The sequence below is a fragment of the Gelidibacter sp. genome (assembly GCF_039916245.1).
In the GTDB taxonomy this organism is placed as follows: Bacteria; Bacteroidota; Bacteroidia; order Flavobacteriales; family Flavobacteriaceae; genus Gelidibacter.
The window spans coordinates 1-22934 of record NZ_JBDSLS010000281.1 but is presented as its reverse complement, the minus strand read 5'-3'; the positions used below and the strand labels follow the sequence as shown (position 1 = coordinate 22934).

Sequence of the window (22934 nt, the reverse complement as noted above, 5' to 3'; positions counted from 1 at the left end):
CAATGTTTTCATCGGATAAGTTGAACACTAAAATGCCACATAGTGTGTGTGAGCTTCATCAATTGGATACCATCGTAACCAATTTAGATCCTCAAGATTCGCGATTGGATGAGTATCGAAAATCGGGTGTGAACATATTATAATACATTCTTTTATTCAACCAGTCTGCGTTTTTTTGCATTCTTTAGGGTTTGATTTTTAAAATAACGCAAAATAATGTTTTTTAATATTATGGATTTGTGAATCCTGAATAGATACTGTAATTACATTACTTGTTAGGTTCATATCTATTCGATAACTTAATGAAACACAATTCAAGAAAGTCGGAAGATTAATAAAACTTCTGATGTCTGATCAATTTTAAGAATTTATCCATGATGAAAAAAATAGGATTTAGTTTCGTGTTTGCTTTTTTGATCCTATCACTGGTGGGCTGCAGATCCTTGAAACATTCAACAAGCGTTTTCGATGCCAAGCTCAACGAAATCTACATCGATTCGATGATGAACAATGCTCTTGAAAAAGGCTTTTTTCCTGGCGCTCAAATTATCGTGGGCAGTAAGGATTCTATTTATATCTCGAAAAATTATGGATATCACGATTACTCAAAAGAACAACAAGTAATACCTGAGGATGTTTACGATTTGGCTTCGATGTCCAAGGTTTTGGGAGCGACCCTTGTGGCTATGCGTTTGGTGGGAGAAGATCAAATAGATTTAAATGATAAGTTAGGCGTTGCGGTTGCTTTTTATAAACATACGCCCATTGCCGATATAACGCTTTTTGAATTATTAACACATACCTCAGGCCTAAAACCTTTCATTACCTTTTATCAAGGTTTACTTTCAACTCCGGATGGATCACCGCTTTTAAATAATGCGAAATCTGAGGATTATCCCGAGTTGTTCGGCGATATGTATGTCCATAAAAATATCATTTATGATCCCCAATATCTTTCCATTGAACCCAAGGACCATTATGTTCAGGTTTATAAAAAGATGTGGTTAAATCCCGAATTTTATAAAACGGTTTCTGGTCAAATAGCTTTGGCGCGTACACATCCTCGAGGCAGCTATTTATACAGCGACTTGAATTTGATTTTGGTACAACAAATGATGGAAGCCAAAACAGGAAAGACCTTGGATGCCTTGGCGCAGGAAAACTTTAAGGACTTGGGCCTTTCAAATATTGGCTACAATCCTTTGAAATGGACGACTGAAGAGCATGTGATCCCGACCGAGATCGATAATTTTTTCAGAAAAGATACCTTACACGGTTATGTGCATGATGAAGCAGCGGCTATTTTAGGTGGTGTTTCTGGAAATGCAGGCTTATTTGCTAATGCCGAATCCATCGCCGTTATTTGTCAGATGTTACTCAATAAAGGAGAATATCGGGGAAAACAAATTCTAAAGCGAAAAGTGGTTAAAAAGTTCACTAAATCGCCACTAGCCAAAAAAGGAATTTATCGTGGCCTCGGTTTTGACAAACGACAGCCCGATGCGTTTTATAAAAAACATGATTTTGGACATACGGGCTATACGGGAACCTTTTTCTTTATGAATCCTGATACAAACAGATTTTTAATTATTCTTTCCAATCGTGTGCATCCAACGCGAACTAACAGACTGATGTATGAGGATGATTTTGGTCCGAAAATTTGGAGACAAATAAATCGTTGAGACTATTAGAGTTGCCTCAAGAAACCATCTGACATTTGAAAACAGAGATTGTACAATGCTTAATATTTGGTATTGGGATTCCTTATGGATGCTCCTAAATATCGTGTTGAATTATTAGCCCTCTTTATACCAACGTACCTGAAAATTTATACCGCTATCCACAAACGCAACATTAAAACGGATCTCTTTTTCTATTTCTAGTTATTATGCCATTAATACTATTAAATTTGTTACTATTCATTTTAATTGAAAAAACACATATATGATTGGTATCGTCGGTGGCGTAGGTCCCTATGCAGGAACAGATTTACTTAATAAAATTTTTAACAATACCCAAGCAAATACGGATCAGGAACATTTGGATGCCATTTTGATATCCATGTCTTCCACAATTGATGATCGTACCGAATATTTAATTGGGAATACAGAAGATAATCCAGCTCATGCTATCGTAAAAGTGCTTTTAAAGCTGGAAAAGGCAGGTGCAACTATTGCAGGAATTCCTTGCAATACGGCGCATTCAGACCAAATATTCGAGGTTATTCAAAGTGAACTAAAAAAAGCCAACAGCACTATTGAACTGTTACATATGATTAATGAAACGGTAGCGTTTATTGCTGACCATTATCCTAAGGTCACTAAAATAGGCGTGTTGTCCACTACGGGAACTTATAAAAGTAAATTATATGCCTCTGCATTACAATCAAAAGGCTACGAAGTGATTGTGCCGTCATTGGAAATGCAAGAAAATAGTATTCATCCCGCTATTTACCATAAAACCTATGGCATTAAAACCACGTCCAATCCGATACATCCACAGGCGAGGGAAAATTTAATGCAAGGCATGGCCTTTCTTAAAGAGGAGGGGGCAGAAATCGCCATTTTGGGCTGTACAGAAATCCCTCTGGCCATTACAGAGTCAAATATTAATGGGGTCATCACTATCGATCCTACCAATATTTTGGCGAGAGCCTTAATTTATAAAAGTAATCCTGATAAACTGAAACCACTTTAAATCGTTATTTATGTCAAAAAAAATAATCAGCTTCTTAATTATATTGAATGTTACATTTAGCATCCACGCTCAAGAACGTGCTAGAGCAAGAGATTTAGGAATTGCACCAGGTATTCTTACGCCTGGGCATTTTAATGCCATTACCGACGTCAAAGGTGTTGCGGTGGGTCAAAAGACGCTAATTATAGGTGATTCCATTCGCACGGGAGTGACCGTGATTATGCCACATCAAGGCAATGTATTTCAAGAGAAAGTTCCTGCAGCCGTTTTTGTTGGCAACGGATTTGGAAAAGCTATCGGTACCACGCAAATCGTAGAACTTGGAAATCTGGAATCGCCCATTGCATTGACCAATACACTTAATGCGTTTTTGGTAGCAAATGCTTTGATAGATTACACGTTATCCATTCCTGAGAATGCTGGACTTCGCTCTGTAAACCCGGTGGTTGGCGAAACCAACGATGGATGGTTCAATGACATTAGAGGCCGTCACGTAACCACTTCTCATGTTCAAGAGGCCATAAAATCGGCCACCATGGGGAAAGTTGAAGAAGGAAACGTGGGCGCAGGAACCGGAACAAGAGCGTTAGGATTTAAAGGCGGCATCGGAACCTCCTCTCGGGTGCTCCCAAAGGACAAAGGCGGCTATACCGTTGGGGTCCTGGTTCAAACTAATTTTGGAGGCATTCTGACCATAAATGGCGCTCCTGTAGGAAAAGAATTGAATAACTTTTACATGGCGGAAGATGTGCCTTATGTGGTGGATGGGTCGTGTATGATCATCATTGCTACGGATGCCCCATTATCGGCACGCAATTTAGAGCGCTTAGCAAAACGATCCTTTTTAGCTTTTGGAAAGGTGGGCTCTTTTTCGTCCAACGGCAGTGGCGATTATAGCATTGCCTTTAGCACGCATCCAGACTTGCGAATTCCTCACGACTCTAAAGAAATGGAAAGAAAAATCATAGATGTTCCGAATGATGAAATGTCTCCCTTATTTCTTGCCGTACTTGAGGCTAGTGAAGAAGCTATTTATAATTCACTTTTTATGGCCACTGACATGACAGGTCAAAAAGGACGAACGATGAAAGCATTGCCTATTGCCGAAACCCTCAAAATCATGGATAAGTATAATGCGCGTGAAAAACCAAAGAATAAGAAAAAATAACTAGGAGCGCAGCGAAAGCTGTTTTCAGCAATTTTTTAATGGATGGATTGGCCGAGCGTTTTTGATGAAATCGCTCGGCCAATTCTTTTTCGCCATTTTGTTGAGTTTTTTAGTTGGGTTGCATTTGCGAAATTGGTTTCTAACATCCAAATCTTATAGCTTCTTTTCAGTATTGTAAAATATAGAAAAGAATTTTTATTTTATATTCATTCCAAATTATCTTTTTTAATTAAGCGCTAACCCTTTCTCAAAGGGTTAAAATCACACTCCTTTTTTAATAAATATTTCTGATTGAACAGGTTGATTAGAGTCTCTTGGTTTAACAGGAAAATAACTACAAACTGAATATGTGACGCTCTTCAAGTCGGCAAGCCTCTATTTTCAGAATTGACCTTTTAAACTGAATTCTGGTATATGTAAGCTTGTTTTCTGAATGAATTCAGGCCTTAATAAGTGATTTTATTCTATTTCCACCGACTCAAAATAAACTTCTTTTTAACCTTTCTTATGCCAAGCTCAATTTGCATTTCTGAAAAATAAAATTATATTTGTTAAGGTTACTATAAAGTTTTGTTAATAAAACTGCTATAATCTTCACAAATTAACTAACTAATTATTTAAACTATGAGAGTGAAAAAATTTGGAATTCTAACATTTCTACTTTTGTTTCTGGTTCAAACTGGTTTTGCACAGGAAAAAATTGTAAGCGGCACCGTAATAGATAATAATGGCGTACCAATAGCTGGGGCCAATATTATCATTAATGGCACAGCCCGTGGTACAACTACGGACTTCGATGGAAAGTATACGATTAACGTTGCTGAAGGACAAACGCTTGTTTTTACAAGTGTTGGATACAATGAGCAAAAAATCACTGTAAAAACTTCTAATACGATTGATGTCACTCTTATGGAAGGCGTGGCCTTGGATGAGGTTTTCGTTGTAGCCTATGGGACGGCAACCAAAGAAAGCTATACGGGTTCAGCTGACGTTATTAAAGCATCAGATCTTCAGTTAGCTCAAAATACTTCTTTTCAAGACGCCTTGGTCGGTAAAGCACCAGGTGTTCAGATAACAAAGGGATCAGGGCAAGTGGGATCGGCAACCAGTATACAAATTAGAGGGGTTGGGTCGATAAACGCTTCAACAGAACCATTGTATGTGATCGATGGTGTTCCTGTTGCTTCTGATAACTCGGGGCAATTGCAAGGCTATATTTATACCAGCAATAACGTTTTAAACTCATTGAATCCTGAGGACATCGAGTCGATTTCAATTTTAAAGGATGCTGCAGCCTCATCTCTTTACGGGTCGCGAGCGGCTAATGGTGTGGTTTTAATCACGACCAAAAAAGGAAAGACAGGAGAGCCAAAAATTAGTTTAAAAACGTCCATAGGTTTTTCTCCTTCTTGGGCAACCGACAACTGGGAACCGGCTAGTACTGAGGATAACCTTGACTATCTATATCGTGTCTATTATGATGCTGAGTTGTCTGGAGGTGGCACTGCGGTACAATCTAATGCCTATGCTTTAAGATCCTTAAACAATCGCTTTGGGAAATATGGATATATTTTTGCCACCAATGGTACTGGTCCAGGCGAGAACCTTGTGATTACAGGTAAAACAGATGGCGTCTTAAATAGAGAAGGTCAATTTTACAATTGGCAAGATGAATTTTTTAGAAACGCTGTCAACTTAACAAATGATGTTGCGGTAAGTGGTGGAACAGATAAAACTACCTACTTTTCATCCTTCTCTTATACCCGAAATGACGGCCGTGTGAAAGAAAATAATTATGACCGCTTCTCTGGACGTGTCAATGTGATTCAAAAAATAGGCAATTTTATTGAATTTGGATCCAATGTCAATGTTTCCGGAAGTACATTAACCGGTTTTAATGATACCAATAATGCTGGAGCGAATTATTTTCAGGCCGTCCGCAGCCGTTTATTTGGAGTGTATTGGCCAACCGATTATAAAACTGGCCAAACCTATACTGGGCGTTATGGAAATAGCTTCGCTTACAATAACTTGTTTCATGATAATGAATGGGAAAATTTCTCAAAAGTTTTTCAAACACGCATCATAGAAACCGTTAAAGTGAATATTTTACCAGAATTAACAGCACAAACGATTTTCTCTTATGACAATAGCGAAACGAAAGACCACCTTTATTATAGTCGTTTACATTATAATGGTAAGGGATTGGGAGAAGTGAACGAAATGTCTACCAATGAAAAGCGTGCCGTTTCTTCGACGACTTTAGTCTATGACAAAAGTTTTGGAGTGCATAATTTCAATGCACTTGTAGGTTTTGAAACGGAGCGCAATCGAACTACTTTTCAAAGATCAACAGGTACAGATTTACCAGCGAGTGGATTGCACACTGTTTCAACTGCAGGAGACACTGATGCCGCTGCTCATGCTTGGGGTAACTCCATGATGTCCTACTTGTCAAAATTGGAATATAATTACAATAGAAAATATCATTTGGCGGGATCTTTACGGAGAGATGGAAGTTCAAAACTAGGACCGAACTCACGTTGGGGGAATTTCTGGTCGGTATCAGGTGCTTGGAGTATCGATAAAGAACCATTCATGGAAAATATTGAAACTATTAGTTCACTAAGAATTCGTGCTTCCTACGGAATCAACGGTACTTTACCACCATCTAATTATGGCTGGAGATCTTTAATAGGCTATTCTGCTAAATACATGAGCTTACCAGGTTCAGAGCTTACTAATATTTCTGATCCTAATCTTTCTTGGGAAACGAATAGTATTTCGGACGTGGCTTTGGAATTCGGATTGTTCAAAAACAGACTTTATGGAACTATCGAATATTTTAATCGTGATTCGAACGACCTTTTACAAAGTGTTCCAATTTCAAGAGTTACCGGTTTTAGTTCAACTTTAAGAAATATTGGGTCAATTAACAATCATGGCATCGAATTACAACTTGGCGGTAAAATTATTGATAGCAAAGATTTTGTATGGAGCGCGAGTGCGAATGCTTCCTTTGTGAAGTCAACCGTTAAAACCTTGAATGAAGGTGCAGATATCAGATGGTATGACAATGTCGATAAAAGAGCCCAATACATTTATAGAGAAGGAGAATCTACACTGGCATTTTATGGTTATGAGTATGCGGGAGTAGACCGCACTAATGGCGTTAATATGTTTTACGTCAATGATCCAGCCAGCGCTACTGCGGGTGACTTTTTACTAAATGGTAGAGGTGCAACCTACGATTTTAATAAAGCTAATGAAACCATTATTGGAGATGCCTTTCCAGATGTTCAAGGAGGATTTAACACTCAGGTAGCGTATAAAGGTGTTTCACTTGGATTAAACTTTATTTATAAAATTGGAGGATACCTTTATGATTCTGTTGACCAGCAAGTTGCTGATGATGGACTTTATTGGGAAAGAATGCGTTCACAATATGCTGTTGACAATATGTGGACTGAAGAAAACCCAAATGGATCCTTGCCTAAAGTTAGAGGTACCGATGAAGAAGGCGTAACTCAATACAGTAGCCGACACCTTTATGACGCTACCTTTTTGAGATTGAAAAACATCAACTTGGGCTATGATTTTCCTTCGTCCGTAACAGAAAAAATGAAACTTTCAAGCCTAAGAGTATTTGCTGTGGGAACAAACTTATTTACCTCTTCAAAATACAAGTATGCGGATCCTGAAGTAAATCAATTTGCAACCAAAGGTTGGGAGTTGCCTTTTGCAAAAAACTACACTTTTGGTATTGAATTAAGCTTCTAAACGAAAAATGAAAAACATGAAAAACATGAAACACATGAAATATTTAAATAAAACATCGCTGGTTATAATAACGGCTTTAATCATGTCTTTGGGGTTCACTTCCTGTGAGGAGGATTTTTTAGATGTCCCACCAACAAATGCTGGCGATTCATCTACAGCCATTGGAACTGTAGCCGATGCAAAAGTGATGCTATCAGGAATCATGCGTAGAATGACCGACCTTACTTATTATGGACGTAACTTTATGGTATATGCTGAAGCAAAAGGAGGTGAGGTCACTACCCGAACCTTGGGAAGGGGGTTGAGTGATATGTATACTTTTAATAGTACACCGACATCAAATACTTTTGAAGAATTTTGGAATGGTATGTACAATAGAATTTTACAAACCAATTATCTTATAGAGAGCATTGATAAAGTGCAAGGCGAAGGTAATTTTAACGATATAAAAGGACAAGCCTTAACGCTTCGTGCCATACTATATTTTGACTTGGTTCGAATTTACGGCAAGCCTTATACCTTCGACAAAGCATCATATGGCGTTCCAAACATTTTAACTCCAATTGATGCTTTAGAGCAACCTTTAAGAGCGTCGGTAGAAGATAACTACAAACAGATCATGATTGATTTGTTGGCAGCTGAATCGCTTTTATCTAAATCCAAAAACAATGGTTACCTAAACTATTATGCTAATAAAGCAATGCAGGCACGCGTCTATTTGAGTATGGCTAATTATCCTCAAGCGCTTGCTGCTGCTCAGGAAGTGATCAATTCAGGAACGTATCAACTGTATTCCAATAGTGCATGGGTAGATTCTTGGACAAAACAATTTGGTTCCGAATCAATTTTTGAATTAGGGATTGTGCCTAATGAAAACGATCATGGCAATGGCAGCTTGAGTATTTATTTCAGAAAGCAACTGTATGGATCCAGTAGTGCCAACGGACAATATTTTGCGAGTGATTACTATATAGCGCGATTAGGCCAGGATGCAAGTGATGTGAGATGGGGGATTATGGGCGACGATAGAGAGTTTGCTTCTGAAGCCATTCACTTGGGGGCAAGTTATAAGTATAGTGGAAATACGCTGCTTGCTGGTGATGGAAAATCAACGCCTACAGCGGTTAACATTAAAGTGATCAGATTATCAGAAGTATATTTAATCGCCGCAGAAGCAGCTTTTCATTCTGACAAAGATTTGGCTGCCGATTACCTGAATGCGATTCGTAAAAGAGCTCCTAATCTAGCTCCGGCCACAGCAGGTACTATCAGTATTGATATGATTTTGGATGAGAAAAGTAAGGAGCTTTTCACTGAAGGGCAACGCTATTTTGATATGCTCCGCTTAGGAAAACCAATTACTTTTAATGATGATTTTAATGATCTGCCGATTATAGCAAGACCTAAGACCATTGATCTGACTTTTAATAAGATTGTTCTGCCAATTCCAAAGAATGAAATTAATGCTAATCCTGGACTTGGTGCACAACAGAATCCCGGGTACTAAAATAGAAAAGCATTTAATTTAATCTGGACAAACAGACCGCTAAAAGCCTAAGAAATCTTTGATTTTTTAGGCTTTTTTTATTTGCTTAGGTTGTATTCCAAACAGAAGGATCAAACCATTTTTACGATTACTTCAAACTTTAGGCAAGAATCGATATGCTTTATTATGAAAAAACAATCAGACAATTTGATTTGGTTGGTGTTGATTCAAAATCAGTCGATACAGAGTTAAGATCGAAACGAAATTTTAAAATTTTCAAATCTTCATAAAATTTTCGAAAAGCTTATCTTTGTGCATTACATCCATAAGTAATTTATCCTATGCAAAAGGGTTCATTTTTAAAAAACAGTTGCTGTTTTTTAGTAGTCTTATTATCTGTTGTTTTATCATTTGAAGGACTGGCGCAAGATAAAAAAACAAAAGTGGCTTTGGTCTTGAGTGGTGGAGGTGCGAAAGGTTTGGCGCATATCCCCGCATTGCAGGCGCTCGATTCATTGGGAATTGTACCCGATTTGGTGGTGGGAAACAGTATGGGGAGTATTGTGGGTGGACTTTATGCTGCGGGGTATTCTGGAGATAGCATTGCGAGTCTTACAAAAAACCCGATAAACTTCGCTTTTTTATAGGCGTTGGATTTCAATTAAATCGTTCCAATTAAATAGAGTTTCTAGTTATAAAAACAGACTTAAACTAACTTTCCACTTGGATAAAATTTCAGTTTAAGGTACATTGTTTTTTAATACATCCGACGGTTACTTCAGCTCATAATTTAGGATCTTTTCAACACGAATTATCAATCCCCGATATTCCCAATTAATACGGAAATCTTTATGTTAAAATCATGATGGAAATCATGTGAATTGACAAAAATTTAGATCTGAAATTACCCCACGAAACAGCTGTGAAATCTCTTGATTATATAGGGGTAACGGCCTTTGCTTTAAGAAATGAAATGCCTATTTTTGTTCCATATTTGAAAGGAAAATATTTAAACATAGTTGTATAAAAATATGTCAAAAAAAACAACCAACAAGGGCATTTATATTGCCACCACAGAACCCAATATCGGGAAGTCGATTATTTCTCTCGGACTCATGCAATCACTATTGGGAAAAGCAGCCAAAGTAGCTTATTTCAGACCGATTATCGACGATTTCAAGCCCGGTAAAATCGATAACCATATCAATACCGTGTCAAGTTATTTCAAATTGGATATCAAGTTTGAAGATGCTTACGCATTTACCAGGAGCGAGGTTATTCGTAAGAAGAATGAAAACAAGGACGATGAGATTCTTGGTAAGATCATTGAAAAATATAAGGCCCTTGAAGCGCGTTTCGACTTTATTTTGGTGGAAGGCACCAGTTTTATTGGTGAAGGCTCTATCATGGAGTTTGACATGAACGTTTTGATTGCCAAAAACTTAGGTGTCCCAGCCATTATTATTGGCGGAGGTGTTGGAAAAACATTGGAGGAATTTGTGGGTAACTTACAAATGGCGTTTGATTCCTTTAGAGACAAAGGTGTCGAAGTTATCGCCGTGATCGCCAATAAAATAGAACCAAAAAATCTTACTCTGGTAGTATCGGAATTAGAAAAATATCTGCCTTCAGAGGTCATTGTAAGCGCCATTCCGTTAAACAGCACTTTGGCGAATCCGTCCATTAAGGAAATTGTGGACACTTTAGATGCCAAAGTTCTTTTTGGAGAAGCTTTTATTAATAATCAAGCGGGCCACTTTAGTGTGGGCGCCATGCAACTGCCCAATTATCTCAATCATTTAAAAGAAAATGCCTTGGTGATCACGCCTGGTGACCGCGCCGATATTATTTTGGGTGCGCTCCAAGCTAATATTTCAGATAATTACCCATCCATATCAGGAATTGTGCTGACCGGTGGCATTATGCCGGAAGACTCCATTCTCAAACTTATTGAAGGACAGCCCGATGTTGTGCCTATTATTTTGGTTGAAGGCGGAACCTTCTCGGTCACAAACTGTATCGGGAATATCCAATCGCAGATTTATGCCGAAAACACAGACAAGATCACGACGTCCATTAAGGAATTTGAAAAATACGTCAAAGTAGACGCCTTGGTTGAACGTCTGATTACCTTCGAAACCAAGGGCATTACGCCGCGAATGTTTCAGTATAATTTGTTTCAAAAAGCAAAAGTCAATAAAAAACATATTGTCTTGCCCGAAGGATTGGATGAGCGCATCTTGCGCGCCACCAAACGATTGGTGGATCTTGATGTCGTGACCATAACCTTACTTGGCGATAAAAAACAGATTGAGGATAAAATTGTAGCCTTGGATATTGGATTGGATCTGAACAAGGTGACGGTTATAAATCCTATTGAATCTGCTTATTTTGAATCCTATTCAGAAACGCTTTATGAACTTCGCAAACACAAGAATGTCAATTTGGCGATGGCTAAGGATTTCATGGAGGATGTGTCCTATTTTGGGACGATGATGGTTTATAAAGGCGATGCCGACGGGATGGTTTCGGGTGCCGCACATACCACGCAACATACCATTCTGCCCGCACTTCAATTTATTAAAACCAAACCAGAAGCGCCGATTGTGTCTTCGGTGTTTTTCATGCTCTTGGACGATCGCGTTTCGGTGTATGGCGATTGTGCCATTAATCCAAACCCAACCGCGATACAATTGGCAGATATTGCCATTTCCTCTGCAGCCACCAGTTTGGTTTTTGGGATTGAACCAAAAATTGCGATGTTATCCTATTCTTCAGGATCATCAGGAGTAGGAGCAGATGTGGAACGTGTACGTGAAGCTACAAGAATCGTCAAAGAAAAAAGACCTGATCTCAAAGTAGAAGGGCCTATCCAATATGACGCCGCGGTAGATATGCATGTGGGTAAACTAAAACTTCCAGATTCGGAAGTTGCAGGTCAAGCCAATGTCTTTATTTTCCCTGATTTGAATACCGGAAACAACACCTATAAAGCGGTACAACGCGAAACAAAAGCCTTAGCCATTGGGCCAATCATTCAAGGTTTGAATAAACCAGTTAACGATTTAAGTCGGGGCTGCACCGTAGATGATATTTATAACACCATTATTGTGACAGCAATTCAGGCGCAAGGGATTTAAAATATTTTTAAATGTAGTCCCTGTCTGCGGACAGGGGAACGCTTCGCTCTAAATATCAAGAATTATGACAAAAGTCGAAAAATAAAAAAACATGAAAATATTAATCATCAATTCTGGAAGCTCTTCCATCAAATTTCAGTTAATGGATATGCCTTCCGAAACCTTGATATGTTCAGGATTAGTGGAGCGCATTGGCTATCAATTTGCCACTATAAACTACAAAACAGGTAAAACTACAATTCAGCACACCCATAATATAGAAAATCACAAACAAGGACTACGCAAAGTTGTTGATTTGTTGCTCGATAAAGAAAATGGTGTCATTGCCAAAACGGATGAAATCGAAGTAGTAGGACATCGTGTGGTTCACGGCGGCAACTCGTTTTCAGACACGACGTTAATCACCTCGGAAGTGAAGGCTAAGATTCAACAATATGCAGCATTGGCACCTTTGCACAATCCTGGGAATCTTGAAGGTATTCTGGTGGCTGAAGAGATTTTCCCTTCAGCAAAACAAGTTGCCATTTTCGATACCGCTTTTCATCAAACGATTCCGGAAAAGGCTAAAAAATATGCCATTCCTAATGCACTTTATGAAGAGCATGGCATTCAAGTGTACGGATTTCACGGCACAAGCCACCAATATGTTTCTGAGAAAGCAATTGCTTATTTAAAGCCTAAAGCCTCAAAAATCATTACCATTCACTTAGGAAATGGCTGCAGTATGACCGCCGTTAAAGATGGTAAAAGTATTGACCACACCTTAGGTTTCACGCCGTCCAACGGTTTGATTATGGGATCCAGAAGTGGCGATATCGATCATGCCATTATTTTCCATTTGGTCAATAACTTGAATTATACGTTGGATGAAGTCAAAACACTCCTCACAAACAAAAGTGGGATGTTGGGCCTAACCGGACATATGGATTTAAGAGATATTCAAGCAGAAGCTGAAAAAGGAGATAAGGATTGCATCCTTGCTTTGACCATGAACGCCTATCGCATTAAAAAATACATTGGTTCCTACGCAGCAGCAATGAACGGATTGGATGCGATTATTTTTACGGCGGGCATTGGAGAAAACTCCAGTGTGATCCGTAAGATGGTTTGTGAAGACATGGATTTCTTCGGAATTATTTTAGATGAAGCCAAAAACGAATTAAGATCCGAAGGTTTACGAGAAATCAATACGGCGTTTTCCAAAGTGAAAGTTTTGGTCATTCCTACCAATGAGGAATTGGAGATAGCAAAACAGGCTTTTGAGTTGTTGAGTTAGTTACTTTAGAAATATTAATAACGATCCGTAACGGATCAAAATGAAACACTGCGAATCTTGATATTTGCGGTGTTTTTTTTGTTAAAAATTTAAAATTCTGGAAATAAAAGGTATCACCGAAAATTCAATATAATTAAGCCCTTATTATTCCTTACCTTAATGATTTTAATATTTTGAACCATTAAGGCATTAAAATAATTAAGCGTGAAGGTAATTGACAAGGCTCTTAATGTCCTTAATTCCTTAATTTTTTTCTTAATGTTTATATTTTTCTGAATCATTATTAAGATAAAAGTACCACATCTAGATTCTGTTGATTAGTAATTGTTACCTACCATTAGAGGGGTAACTTTCTGTTGTTCAGTACGGTAAAATAGTATATCTTACTTAGAATTATTGGTTCTAAAACTACTTATACATTCCAAATATGGAGGATTAAAGTTTATTTCGTATTAGTACATTCAAGTTATATAAAACCTGAAAACATCAGAAATGGAAAAATCAATATCCCAAAACGATTTAGAATTACATCAAGCTTTTGAGATAATTCTTTCGATAAAAACGTTCACCACTTATATTTCAGATATAGCAGAAATGATTTATAAGGGTTCTCTAAATTCAGAAAATCTAAACACTATTGTAAATGAATACAAAATAAAAAATATCTATAATGGAAAATGCAGAGAATTTGATAACAATCAAAAATTAGAGTTTGACCATATTATTCCCTTTTCAAAAGGAGGTTCAAATACATATCGTAACATCCCACTTTTGTGTGAACCCTGTAATCGGAGAAATCAAATAATATCGGATAAAATATAGTGCACAACACCATGAAATTACTCTCTTACAATCATCACTGTTGGCATTAATTAATCCATTTAAAAAAACCATAAACCCTTGAAAAAAATCCTACCATTACTCATTTGCACTTTAATATCCTTCGGAGTTAAAGCCCAAAGTCTTATCGGGGCTTGGGAAAGCACTGCAACTTCTGGAAGCAGACAATTATAAAAATGATCATATGTCTTACTATATAACTGATATGAAAGGTAAGTTGCTGGATAAAGGTGTTATAGCGAAGGCGACCTTAACCAATAATAAAACTGAAATCAATGTCATTTTACTTCCTGTATCAAATTACATTTTAAGTGTTTTTGAAGATGATAAAAAAGTGGAATCCTTCAAAAACATAAAAACAAACAAATATTAATGACATGTTTATTATTTAAGAATTGAAAAATATAGGATTTTTTGGGAATTTTTCCAATATTTGAAAAACATGAATTCCATCAGCTCATCCAAAATTTCCATTGGAAATAATAATCAGCCCCTATATATGAAAATTAAAACCAAAGTTAATTTTAAAGAATACGTAAAGCTGCTTTTTAGCTTAGCGTATGAAAAGACGATACTGAGATTGCTCTTAGGTGTGGCTTTTTTAATATTGCTGTGGATTATCTTCTTTAATTTAGAAATTTTCGATCTTCCAAAACCGCTTATTTATCAATATGTGACCTTGATCTTAATCGCTGTGGTGCAGCCAACTGGCCTTTATTTGACCATGCGACGGACTTATAAGTCCAGTAATCAATTACAGGAAACTTCAGAGTTTGTAATGTCGCCTAAAGACTTTAAGATTAATGGCGAATCGTATTATATGGAAGTGAAATGGGAAAAATTGTTCAAGATTGTTGAAAAACGAAATTGGTTTTTACTCTATCAAAATAGTTTGTCGGCGATATTGATTCCTAAAAAAGATATGAGTGCCACGGATATCAAAAGTTTTAGACAAATCGTAAAAGGCATAAACGACGTGCCAGTTGAATTGTTGGATACCAAAGGTCTGAAGGTAATAAATTGGAGTTAACCGATTGATTTTCCTTTATCTTGAGGTTAAAACCTTCTCGAATTTGGTTACCAAATTCGTAGATTCCTTTTAAGGTTTCAATGATTCATTAATTATTGCAGCTAATTGTTTGTGTATTACATGCCATCAAAAGATACTTTCATAATGAACCTCCAAGACCATTATAATCAACTTTATAAAGATTCCATCACTAAAATCACTTCCGATCATTACGAAATCGATCCGCTTATAAATTCTGATCAGGATGATCGTTTTGGATTGTCGCTCATCATCAGACCATCTGTTGCTATTAAAAATGAAATTCAGAAATTCCTCAACGAACTGAATAGCATTGAACCCAATCAATATTACTACCCCAATTCAGACATTCATATTACTGTCATCTCTGTGATTTCGTGTTATAGCGGACTGCAACTATCACAAATTAAGGTTCCCGCATACATTAAGCTTATCGCAAATAGCCTCAAAAATCAGGAAGCAATGACCTTAAGTTTAAAAGGCATTACAGCCTCGGCGTCCTGTATCATGATTCAAGGTTTTACAAATGATGATAGCTTAAATCAGCTGAGAGATCGATTAAGAAAGGAGTTTATAAACTCTGATTTGGAACAGAGTATGGATGAGCGCTATCTCATTCAAACCGCGCATGCTACAGTATTTCGTTTTAAGGAGAAATTAGCGCAAAAAGAAAAATTTCTAGAAATTATTGAAAAGTATAGAGCTTATGACTTTGGAACTTTTAGCGTAGATGGCATCGAACTGGTTTATAATAATTGGTACCACCAGGAACGATTTGTGACCAAGCTTCATCATTTTAAAATAAATAAAATTCCCGAGATCGGATAAACAATTTTCGTAAAATTTACTGGACACGAATGTTTTTAAACTAAAAAAGCAAACCTATGATGGTTTGCTTTTTTGATGTGAGCCCGACAGGATTCGAACCTGTGACCGCCTCCTTAGAAGGGAGGTGCTCTATCCAACTGAGCTACGAGCCCATTCAAGAACTGACGTTCTGAAATGGTAAAAACAAATTTTCATTTGTCTTACGGTCGGCAAATATACAATTTCTATTAAAAGAACATAACTAAATCGTAAAAAAAACACTTAAAGATTCATAATAAATATCGTCTTTTTTGAAACTCTCTAATAACCAGTTTCTTGACATTTAAATGTATTATGGTATTCCTTAGAAATTATTACATTATTTCATGTTAATCCTTTCTATCATCATCACGCCACGCACTCAAAATTTTTTTAACAGAAGCCGTGACCGCGTCGCTTACTTCCTCCGTCTGGATGCGATTTGAGTTAGTGGATTAATGTTAACATCGAATCAGAATAAATAAAAAAATAGAATTTCATCAACTATTTAAATGTTTAGAACCTCAGATTAATTTAATCTGAGGTTTTTTTATTCTACGTGTAATTTGATAATAAATCTAAATTTCTGTATTAGAATTAAACCGAAAACAATTAATTCTAAATTAAATAACATCCTACTTATTAGGTCGCTTCCCTTTGCCATAGTCCATACAGTAACATAGGTTACACTCATTGCCATCTTAACCGACTATCTTTGCCCATGAGGTGTACAAGCATCTCTTTATAATAAATAATCCCCAATTTTTTAAAAAAGTAGTATGAAAAATCAATTTTTAATGATCGCTTTTATTCTTGTAGGCTCTGTATTTTACACAGCAGTATCCGCTCAATCACTAAGTGTTTCAGACATTGAGAATTCCGTCAAAAACGACGGTAAGTATGCGATCCTCGTTCCGAATGCACGCTATTTTCAAGCCGCCGTGATGACGGGTAAGGAACTTAAAACCAACAATCCGAAAATGGATTTTGAGATTGTACTCATCAGTGCCGTCGCTAAAGATTTGGCTACGGATGAAAGTCTGAAATCCTTTATTGAAATCAGTGAAAAAATGGGCGTACGCATTGTGGTTTGTGAGTCGGCGATGAATCACTTTGGCGTGAAAAAATCAGACTATCATCCTTCAATTAAAACAACACCTGACGGTTTTGCTTATATGTTCGGTTTGCAGGAAAATGGTTACAAAACAATTTCATTATAATTGAAATTAGTTGCATTACTCTACTATGATAAAAGAAAAAACCCTCAATCGAGGGTCTTTTCATTCTTATTTTAGAATACATCAAATTATCTGATTTTTTAAAGCACTATACTCTATGTAAAGACTAAAGTTATGGTGCTTTAGAATTCTTTTATCATTGCAAACTTTATGTCCTAAATCAAATAAATATTATAATCCAACAATGGCAGGCAATCTGGATATAAAAGCGTCATGTACTACTTGCGGGGCAGAAATATGTCCCTTTTTTTGTTGATTGGCTGCATATAAATAACCTTGTCTGGCTGCTTCGATGCGCTGATTTGGAGTTCCGTGGTGTCCTGGGCTAGTGAAGCCACAATCGCCAATATTGTAAAAAGCCGAAAGTACATCTTCAACTCTTTTCCAGTTATAGGTACCACCAAGCTTATGAGTTAAATAATAACCGGTAAGAAAGTCTGCTTCTAGTTCTGTCATTCGGGTCGACTCTGGAGTGCCATTAAATGCCGGGACTGGATAATTCCAAATGTTATAATTCTTAAATTGTATTTGGTGACCCCATTCGTGGGCAAGAATACTGGACCAAATTACTTTAGGGTCTAAGCCAGTTTCTGATAACATAGATACAATCCCGTCACCTATAACAATAAATCCGTCGAAAGTTGCAAAACCATCTGAAGCATAAAATGGGTTTTCTGGTATTTGATCACTTGCAGTATTAAAGTGTTCCGCAATACTCAAAAAATAATCGACATCGGCGGGTGATGCACTAGAATAATTCTCATAAATGAAACGAATAAAATCCAAATCTTGTAAAGAAGAAGTGTGCTGGCCTCTAACCGTTATTAAATTGGGCATATTCCAGAATTTTTCTAAACTTCTGACGTTATTTTTGACGTAGTTTGTGTACTCACCATTTGCTCCAAAAGTATCAGCATTTTTATAATCATCCAACGCAGCAATTTGATTAATTACGAAATAGTCGTCTAAAATAACACTGATAGCGTCTGGATTGCCGTCCCAATTGGAGATAAACCCATTGATGAGCGCATTATTATAATAGGAGGTAACAGCTCTAAATGGCGTATTATCGCACTCACTAGGTATAACTGCCTTGTTTAGATCGTGCGAGAAATCGTGGACTTTTTTTCCGGAGATGGTCCAATTCAAATTTCCTACAATACCGTCAGATATAGTATTTTCAAGCGTTGATGAACGACCTTGAACTTGTCTCTTATCAAGCTCTAAAGAATGTTCTGATGGTTTTTTTAGCTCATCGGTACTACAGGACGCTAGTATTAAACCGAAAGCTACGGCAACTAATACTTTTTTCTTTGTTGTTTTCATAATTAATGGTTTTTCGTTAATAAATTCCTATCATGAATTTAAGGAATTTTATGTTAAAAAAGACGATCAATTAATTCTTTAAATCAAATTTCAACCTTTGAACAGCTTGTGAATGTGTGCTTTAGAGGTAAACAGCAATAGATTTATAAGAAAAACATAGCCAGGGCAATCTAATCTTCATTTTTTAAATGCTAGTCCAACAAACCATTCAAAACTAAATTAGAAATAGATTTCTCAGAGTGTTTTTGATTAAGTGATCAAATGAAATGGAGTGTTAGCACTATTGTTTCCAAAACTCAAATTCCTCCCACCTTCTTTATTACGGAATGCATGTGGCAGTGATCCAAAAAATTTATCAATTATAAACTTGTGTTGTTTTTAAAAAACTAGTGTAATGCTACCTAATATTGGAATTCTTAGACTGCGTTATAATTCCACGTATTATTATTGGGAGTAAATATGGGATAATCTAAAATAAAAACTTCTTCTTGGAAAAAGCCACAGCTATAAATTTATTTTCCATGAACTAAATATCGCCCACCTTTTAGATTTTTAAAAACTGTATCGGTTTTCGCTTAGGGATGAGGTTCAAGTTTAATGCTCCGTAAAATGCCAACCTAAGGAAACATGAAAAACGAATTTTTATATTAAAGATGGGCTGATCAAAAATTGAGAGTTCCATTCAAATTAGAAAATAATAATTAATTTATATTTGATGTCGGTTGAACTCTTTGCGAACGATCCTTTTAATTCTTTACGCTTTAGTTTTTTATAACAAGCGATAATAATTCTTCAGTAAAGTTTGATATCTCATAGTAATAACTACAAAAAAGACCCTCAAGCGGAAGGTCTTTTTTTGTTTTTAAGTAAAGAGAATCCGTTATCCCGGCTTATCCACCGAAGCATCCCGCGCGAAAGGCACTTCGTCTGGAGCATTCTCCAAAAACTTATCCAAATTAAATAACGACTCGTCCGTTGCTTGTGGTCCGCCCGTAATTTTAAGTTTATCCAATAATTCCATGACCATTTTCTCTTCTTCAATTTGTTCTTTCACGAACCATTGCGCAAAATTAAAAGTAGCCCAATCTCCCTCTTTATGCGCCAAGTTCACGATTTCGTAAATGACCGTGGTATTATCGACTTCGTGCTTGAAAGTCTTTTCAAAACAGTCCTGCAAATTCGTAGGATCGGCAGGTGGCGCTTTTATGGCCGTTATTTTAATCGTGCCACCTCGCTGCATGATATATTGCATGACTTTCATCATATGATTGCGCTCTTCGCCAGAATGTCGGAATAGGAAATTGGCGATCCCGCCATAACCTTGAGCATCGGCCCAACAGCCATAGCTGAGGAAAATCTGTGCCGCTTCAGCTTCTTTGGTCACTTGGAGGTTTAAAATGTCTTCTATTTTTTTTGATAATCTATTGGTGTCCATCCATTGTAAATTTTAATGAAGGATAAAATAACGGAATTTTCAAAATAGGGATGAGCTCATTTGCAACAATTGGGTTTTGTAAAAAAAGGGTTTCAAAGCAGCGCTCGCATTTTGGTTTATGAGTTATAATTTTCTTGGATTGAAGCAGTGGTTAAATCACCTGTTTAGTAATTTTATAGATAAATTAAAAAATTATGGGTAGAGAAAATTTATACAACGACGACGCTAAAAAGAAAATTAAAGACATGGCGGAAGATATCGACTTCACTATGATGGCGACCAATCTTAAAGAAACACCCTTACATATGGTGCCGATGAGTACCAAAAAAGTGGACGATCAAGGACATATTTGGTTTTTGAGCAATAAGAACAGCACGCACAATCAAAATATTACCACGGACAACCATTTGCATCTTATTTATGCGGATAAAAGCAGCATGCAATTTTTGAATGTTTATGGTACGGCAGCCATTACTACGGACCGAAAAATCATTGACGAATTGTACGGTAAAACAGACGATGCTTGGTTTGACGGTAAAGATGACCCAAATATTACGGCGATTTCGGTAAAACCAACCGAAGCATTTTATTGGGATCCGAAAAACAACAAGCTGATTACTTTGGTAAAAATGGGCGTTGGTGCGGTTACTGGAAACCAACCGGATACCATGGACATAGGAAAGTTAAAACCATAATGCCCTATTATAACTCGAACTTCAGTTCGAGTTTTTTATCTCTTGATGTATTTGAACCCTACATCAGATGTCTTAATGCTTGATTCTAAAAGCAACTTGTGCTGAGCATGGTCGGAGTAAGCGGCGTTTGCTGAGCTTGTCGAAGTATCTTGATTCTTAACAAACCTTATTAATTAACTTTATAAGACACCCAATTCCTATTGAAACTCGTTAAGTTCACAAAAAAAGGTATTTACTGCATCCCTGGAAAGTTCTATCTCGATCCTTGGTTGCCGGTTGATTATGCCATAATTTCTCACGGGCACGCCGATCATGCGCGCAGTGGCATGAAATATTATTTGTGTCAAACCGATTCGAAGGCGATTTTAAAACACCGTTTGGGTGCCGATATTCAGGTGGAGTCTTTAAATTATAACGAACCGCGATTGGTCAATGGCGTGCAAGTGAGTTTCCATCCTGCTGGTCATGTGATTGGTTCGGCACAGATTCGTATGGAATATAATGGCTTCGTCGTAGTTTTTACGGGCGATTATAAAGTCAAAAATGATCATTTAACCGTTCCTTTTGAACCGGTTAAATGTCATGAATTTATTACCGAAAGCACTTTTGGACTTCCTATTTACAATTGGCTCACTGAAGAACAGCTGCAGCAGCAAATGATCGATTGGGTCCTGAAAAACCAATCCCATAACCGAACGAGCGTGTTTTTGGGCTATTCCTTAGGAAAGGCACAACGCATCATGAAACTCATGGAAGACGTGGATAAAATCTATGTGCATTCCGCCATCCATAATCTCAATTTGGCGATTGAAAGTTCTGGGATTTCGCTGCCGCAGACGGAATTGCTCACTTACGACTTTAAGAAGGAAGAACTTCAGAATAAAATCGTCATCCTGCCGCCAGGTTTATTGGGCTCGCGATTGTTGAAAAAAATCCCCAATGCGGCCACCGCCATTTGTTCGGGCTGGATGCAAGTTCGCGGTAACCGACGTTGGCAAGCGGTAGATGCAGGATTTGCCGTCAGCGACCATGCCGATTGGAATGGACTGCTATCGGCCGTGAAAGCCACCGAAGCTGAAAAAGTATATGTGACCCACGGCAGTCAAGCGACCTTTTCAAAATATTTGAATGAAATCGGTATTCCATCTGCGGAAGTGAAAACCGAATACGGCTCCGAGGAAGATGATAAAGAAGTGACCACCGAAAAAACCGAAGCCTCATGAAGCATTTTTCAGAACTCATTAGCGCCATCGAAATCACGAATAAAACCAATGCGAAAATTGATGCCTTGGTGGATTATTTTAAGATGGCTTCGGATAAGGACAAGCTTTGGATTATTACTTTATTTACAGGAAAACGTCCCGCCAGACCCGTTAAAACGACCTTGATGCGGCAATGGTGTTTAGAAATCACAGGTTATCCGGAATGGCTCTTTTTAGAAAGTTATAGCAGCGTGGGCGATTTGGGCGAAACCATCGCTTTAATGCTTCCCGAACCTGTCCAAAATATCGAAAAATCCTTGAGCACATGGATGGCAGAATTGATTGCTTTACGATCGAAATCGGACGAAGAAAAGAAGACCTATGTTTTGAATGCTTGGTCAGGATTACAAATGCAAGAACGATTGATTTTCAACAAGTTAATTGGCGGAAGCTTTAGGATTGGTATATCTAAAAAAACCTTGGTCAATGCCTTGTCCAAATATTCTGGCATTGATGCCAACCAACTCATGCACAGTATTATTGGTCACTGGGATATCAACAGCATCACTTTTGACGATTTGATCCAAGGCGAGCATATTAATTATGATAACTCCAAACCTTATCCATTTTGTCTGGCCTATAGTTTGGAAAAGGAATTGCCAGAATTGGGTGCGCCTGACGATTGGCAAATTGAATACAAATGGGATGGCATCAGAGGACAAATTGTGAAACGAAACGACGAGATTTTCATTTGGTC

At 37.3% G+C, this 22934-nt stretch carries 16 protein-coding genes, 1 tRNA gene and 2 pseudogenes; 16 read left to right on the top strand and 3 right to left on the bottom strand.

From position 1 onward, the window contains the following. Positions 1-374: 374 nt before the first annotated feature. The 12 genes and pseudogenes from ABIQ28_RS14475 to ABIQ28_RS14420 all read left to right on the top strand — a co-directional run bounded on the left by ABIQ28_RS14475 (position 375) and on the right by ABIQ28_RS14420 (position 16263). On the top strand, positions 375-1682 hold the full coding sequence (locus ABIQ28_RS14475) for a serine hydrolase (protein WP_348038537.1): 1308 nt from the start codon (positions 375-377) through the stop codon (positions 1680-1682). A 262-nt stretch (positions 1683-1944) separates the two neighbouring features. Continuing rightward, a complete protein-coding gene (locus tag ABIQ28_RS14470; RefSeq protein ID WP_348038535.1) occupies positions 1945-2697 on the top strand; it encodes an amino acid racemase in 753 nt (250 codons plus the stop codon). A gap of 10 nt (positions 2698-2707) precedes the next feature. Then, on the top strand, positions 2708-3865 hold the full coding sequence (locus ABIQ28_RS14465; RefSeq protein ID WP_348038533.1) for a P1 family peptidase: 1158 nt from the start codon (positions 2708-2710) through the stop codon (positions 3863-3865). A gap of 624 nt (positions 3866-4489) precedes the next feature. Further along, positions 4490-7645 (top strand): TonB-dependent receptor, encoded by a 3156-nt coding sequence (locus tag ABIQ28_RS14460; RefSeq protein WP_348038531.1) that lies wholly within the window; start codon positions 4490-4492, stop codon positions 7643-7645. Positions 7646-7661: 16 nt separating this feature from the next. After that, positions 7662-9152, top strand: a complete 1491-nt coding sequence (locus tag ABIQ28_RS14455) for a RagB/SusD family nutrient uptake outer membrane protein (protein ID WP_348038529.1) — start codon at positions 7662-7664, stop codon at positions 9150-9152. Between the two features lie 320 nt (positions 9153-9472). Then, positions 9473-9751 (top strand): annotated as a pseudogene (locus ABIQ28_RS14450) (patatin-like phospholipase family protein); the annotation flags it as partial. 411 nt (positions 9752-10162) lie between these two features. Continuing rightward, on the top strand, positions 10163-12271 hold the full coding sequence (gene pta / locus ABIQ28_RS14445) for a phosphate acetyltransferase (protein ID WP_348038527.1): 2109 nt from the start codon (positions 10163-10165) through the stop codon (positions 12269-12271). A gap of 91 nt (positions 12272-12362) precedes the next feature. Next, the gene (locus tag ABIQ28_RS14440) at positions 12363-13547 is read left to right on the top strand and encodes an acetate kinase (RefSeq protein ID WP_348038524.1); all 1185 of its coding nucleotides are present in this window, start codon (positions 12363-12365) and stop codon (positions 13545-13547) included. 492 nt (positions 13548-14039) lie between these two features. Next, positions 14040-14369, top strand: a complete 330-nt coding sequence (locus tag ABIQ28_RS14435; protein WP_348038520.1) for an HNH endonuclease signature motif containing protein — start codon at positions 14040-14042, stop codon at positions 14367-14369. Between the two features lie 202 nt (positions 14370-14571). Next, positions 14572-14760 carry a hypothetical protein gene (locus ABIQ28_RS14430; RefSeq protein ID WP_348038518.1) on the top strand — a complete coding sequence of 63 codons (189 nt, stop codon included), beginning with the start codon at positions 14572-14574 and terminating at the stop codon, positions 14758-14760. A 126-nt stretch (positions 14761-14886) separates the two neighbouring features. Further along, entirely contained in the window at positions 14887-15417 is a 531-nt protein-coding gene (locus tag ABIQ28_RS14425) for a YcxB family protein (protein WP_348038516.1), read from the top strand. Positions 15418-15561: 144 nt separating this feature from the next. Next, positions 15562-16263, top strand: a complete 702-nt coding sequence (locus ABIQ28_RS14420; protein ID WP_348038514.1) for a 2'-5' RNA ligase family protein — start codon at positions 15562-15564, stop codon at positions 16261-16263. Positions 16264-16341: 78 nt separating this feature from the next. On the opposite strand, the gene ABIQ28_RS14415 is transcribed toward ABIQ28_RS14420, so the two are convergent. Further along, a tRNA-Arg gene (locus ABIQ28_RS14415) sits at positions 16342-16415 on the bottom strand. Positions 16416-17060: 645 nt separating this feature from the next. Between ABIQ28_RS14415 and ABIQ28_RS14410 the strand changes: the two genes are divergently transcribed. Then, positions 17061-17501, top strand: coding sequence for a DsrE family protein (locus ABIQ28_RS14410; RefSeq protein ID WP_348038512.1), 441 nt, complete (start codon positions 17061-17063; stop codon positions 17499-17501). A gap of 189 nt (positions 17502-17690) precedes the next feature. Here the strand turns inward: ABIQ28_RS14410 and ABIQ28_RS14405 are convergent, their stop codons facing one another. Together ABIQ28_RS14405 and ABIQ28_RS14400 are read right to left on the bottom strand one after the other, a co-directional pair. Continuing rightward, positions 17691-18845 carry a hypothetical protein gene (locus ABIQ28_RS14405; RefSeq protein WP_348038510.1) on the bottom strand — a complete coding sequence of 385 codons (1155 nt, stop codon included), beginning with the start codon at positions 18843-18845 and terminating at the stop codon, positions 17691-17693. A gap of 880 nt (positions 18846-19725) precedes the next feature. Beyond that, positions 19726-20280: a ferritin gene (locus ABIQ28_RS14400; protein WP_348038508.1), complete on the bottom strand. Its 555-nt coding sequence runs from the start codon at positions 20278-20280 to the stop codon at positions 19726-19728. Positions 20281-20474: 194 nt separating this feature from the next. Between ABIQ28_RS14400 and ABIQ28_RS14395 the strand changes: the two genes are divergently transcribed. From ABIQ28_RS14395 to ABIQ28_RS14385, 3 genes and pseudogenes are all read left to right on the top strand, one after another. Then, positions 20475-20975 carry a pyridoxamine 5'-phosphate oxidase family protein gene (locus ABIQ28_RS14395; protein WP_348038506.1) on the top strand — a complete coding sequence of 167 codons (501 nt, stop codon included), beginning with the start codon at positions 20475-20477 and terminating at the stop codon, positions 20973-20975. 200 nt (positions 20976-21175) lie between these two features. Continuing rightward, positions 21176-22198, top strand: coding sequence for a ligase-associated DNA damage response exonuclease (locus ABIQ28_RS14390; RefSeq protein ID WP_348038502.1), 1023 nt, complete (start codon positions 21176-21178; stop codon positions 22196-22198). Continuing rightward, positions 22195-22934: pseudogene (locus ABIQ28_RS14385) on the top strand (ATP-dependent DNA ligase); the annotation flags it as partial. The gene ABIQ28_RS14390 and the pseudogene ABIQ28_RS14385, both read left to right, overlap by 4 nt.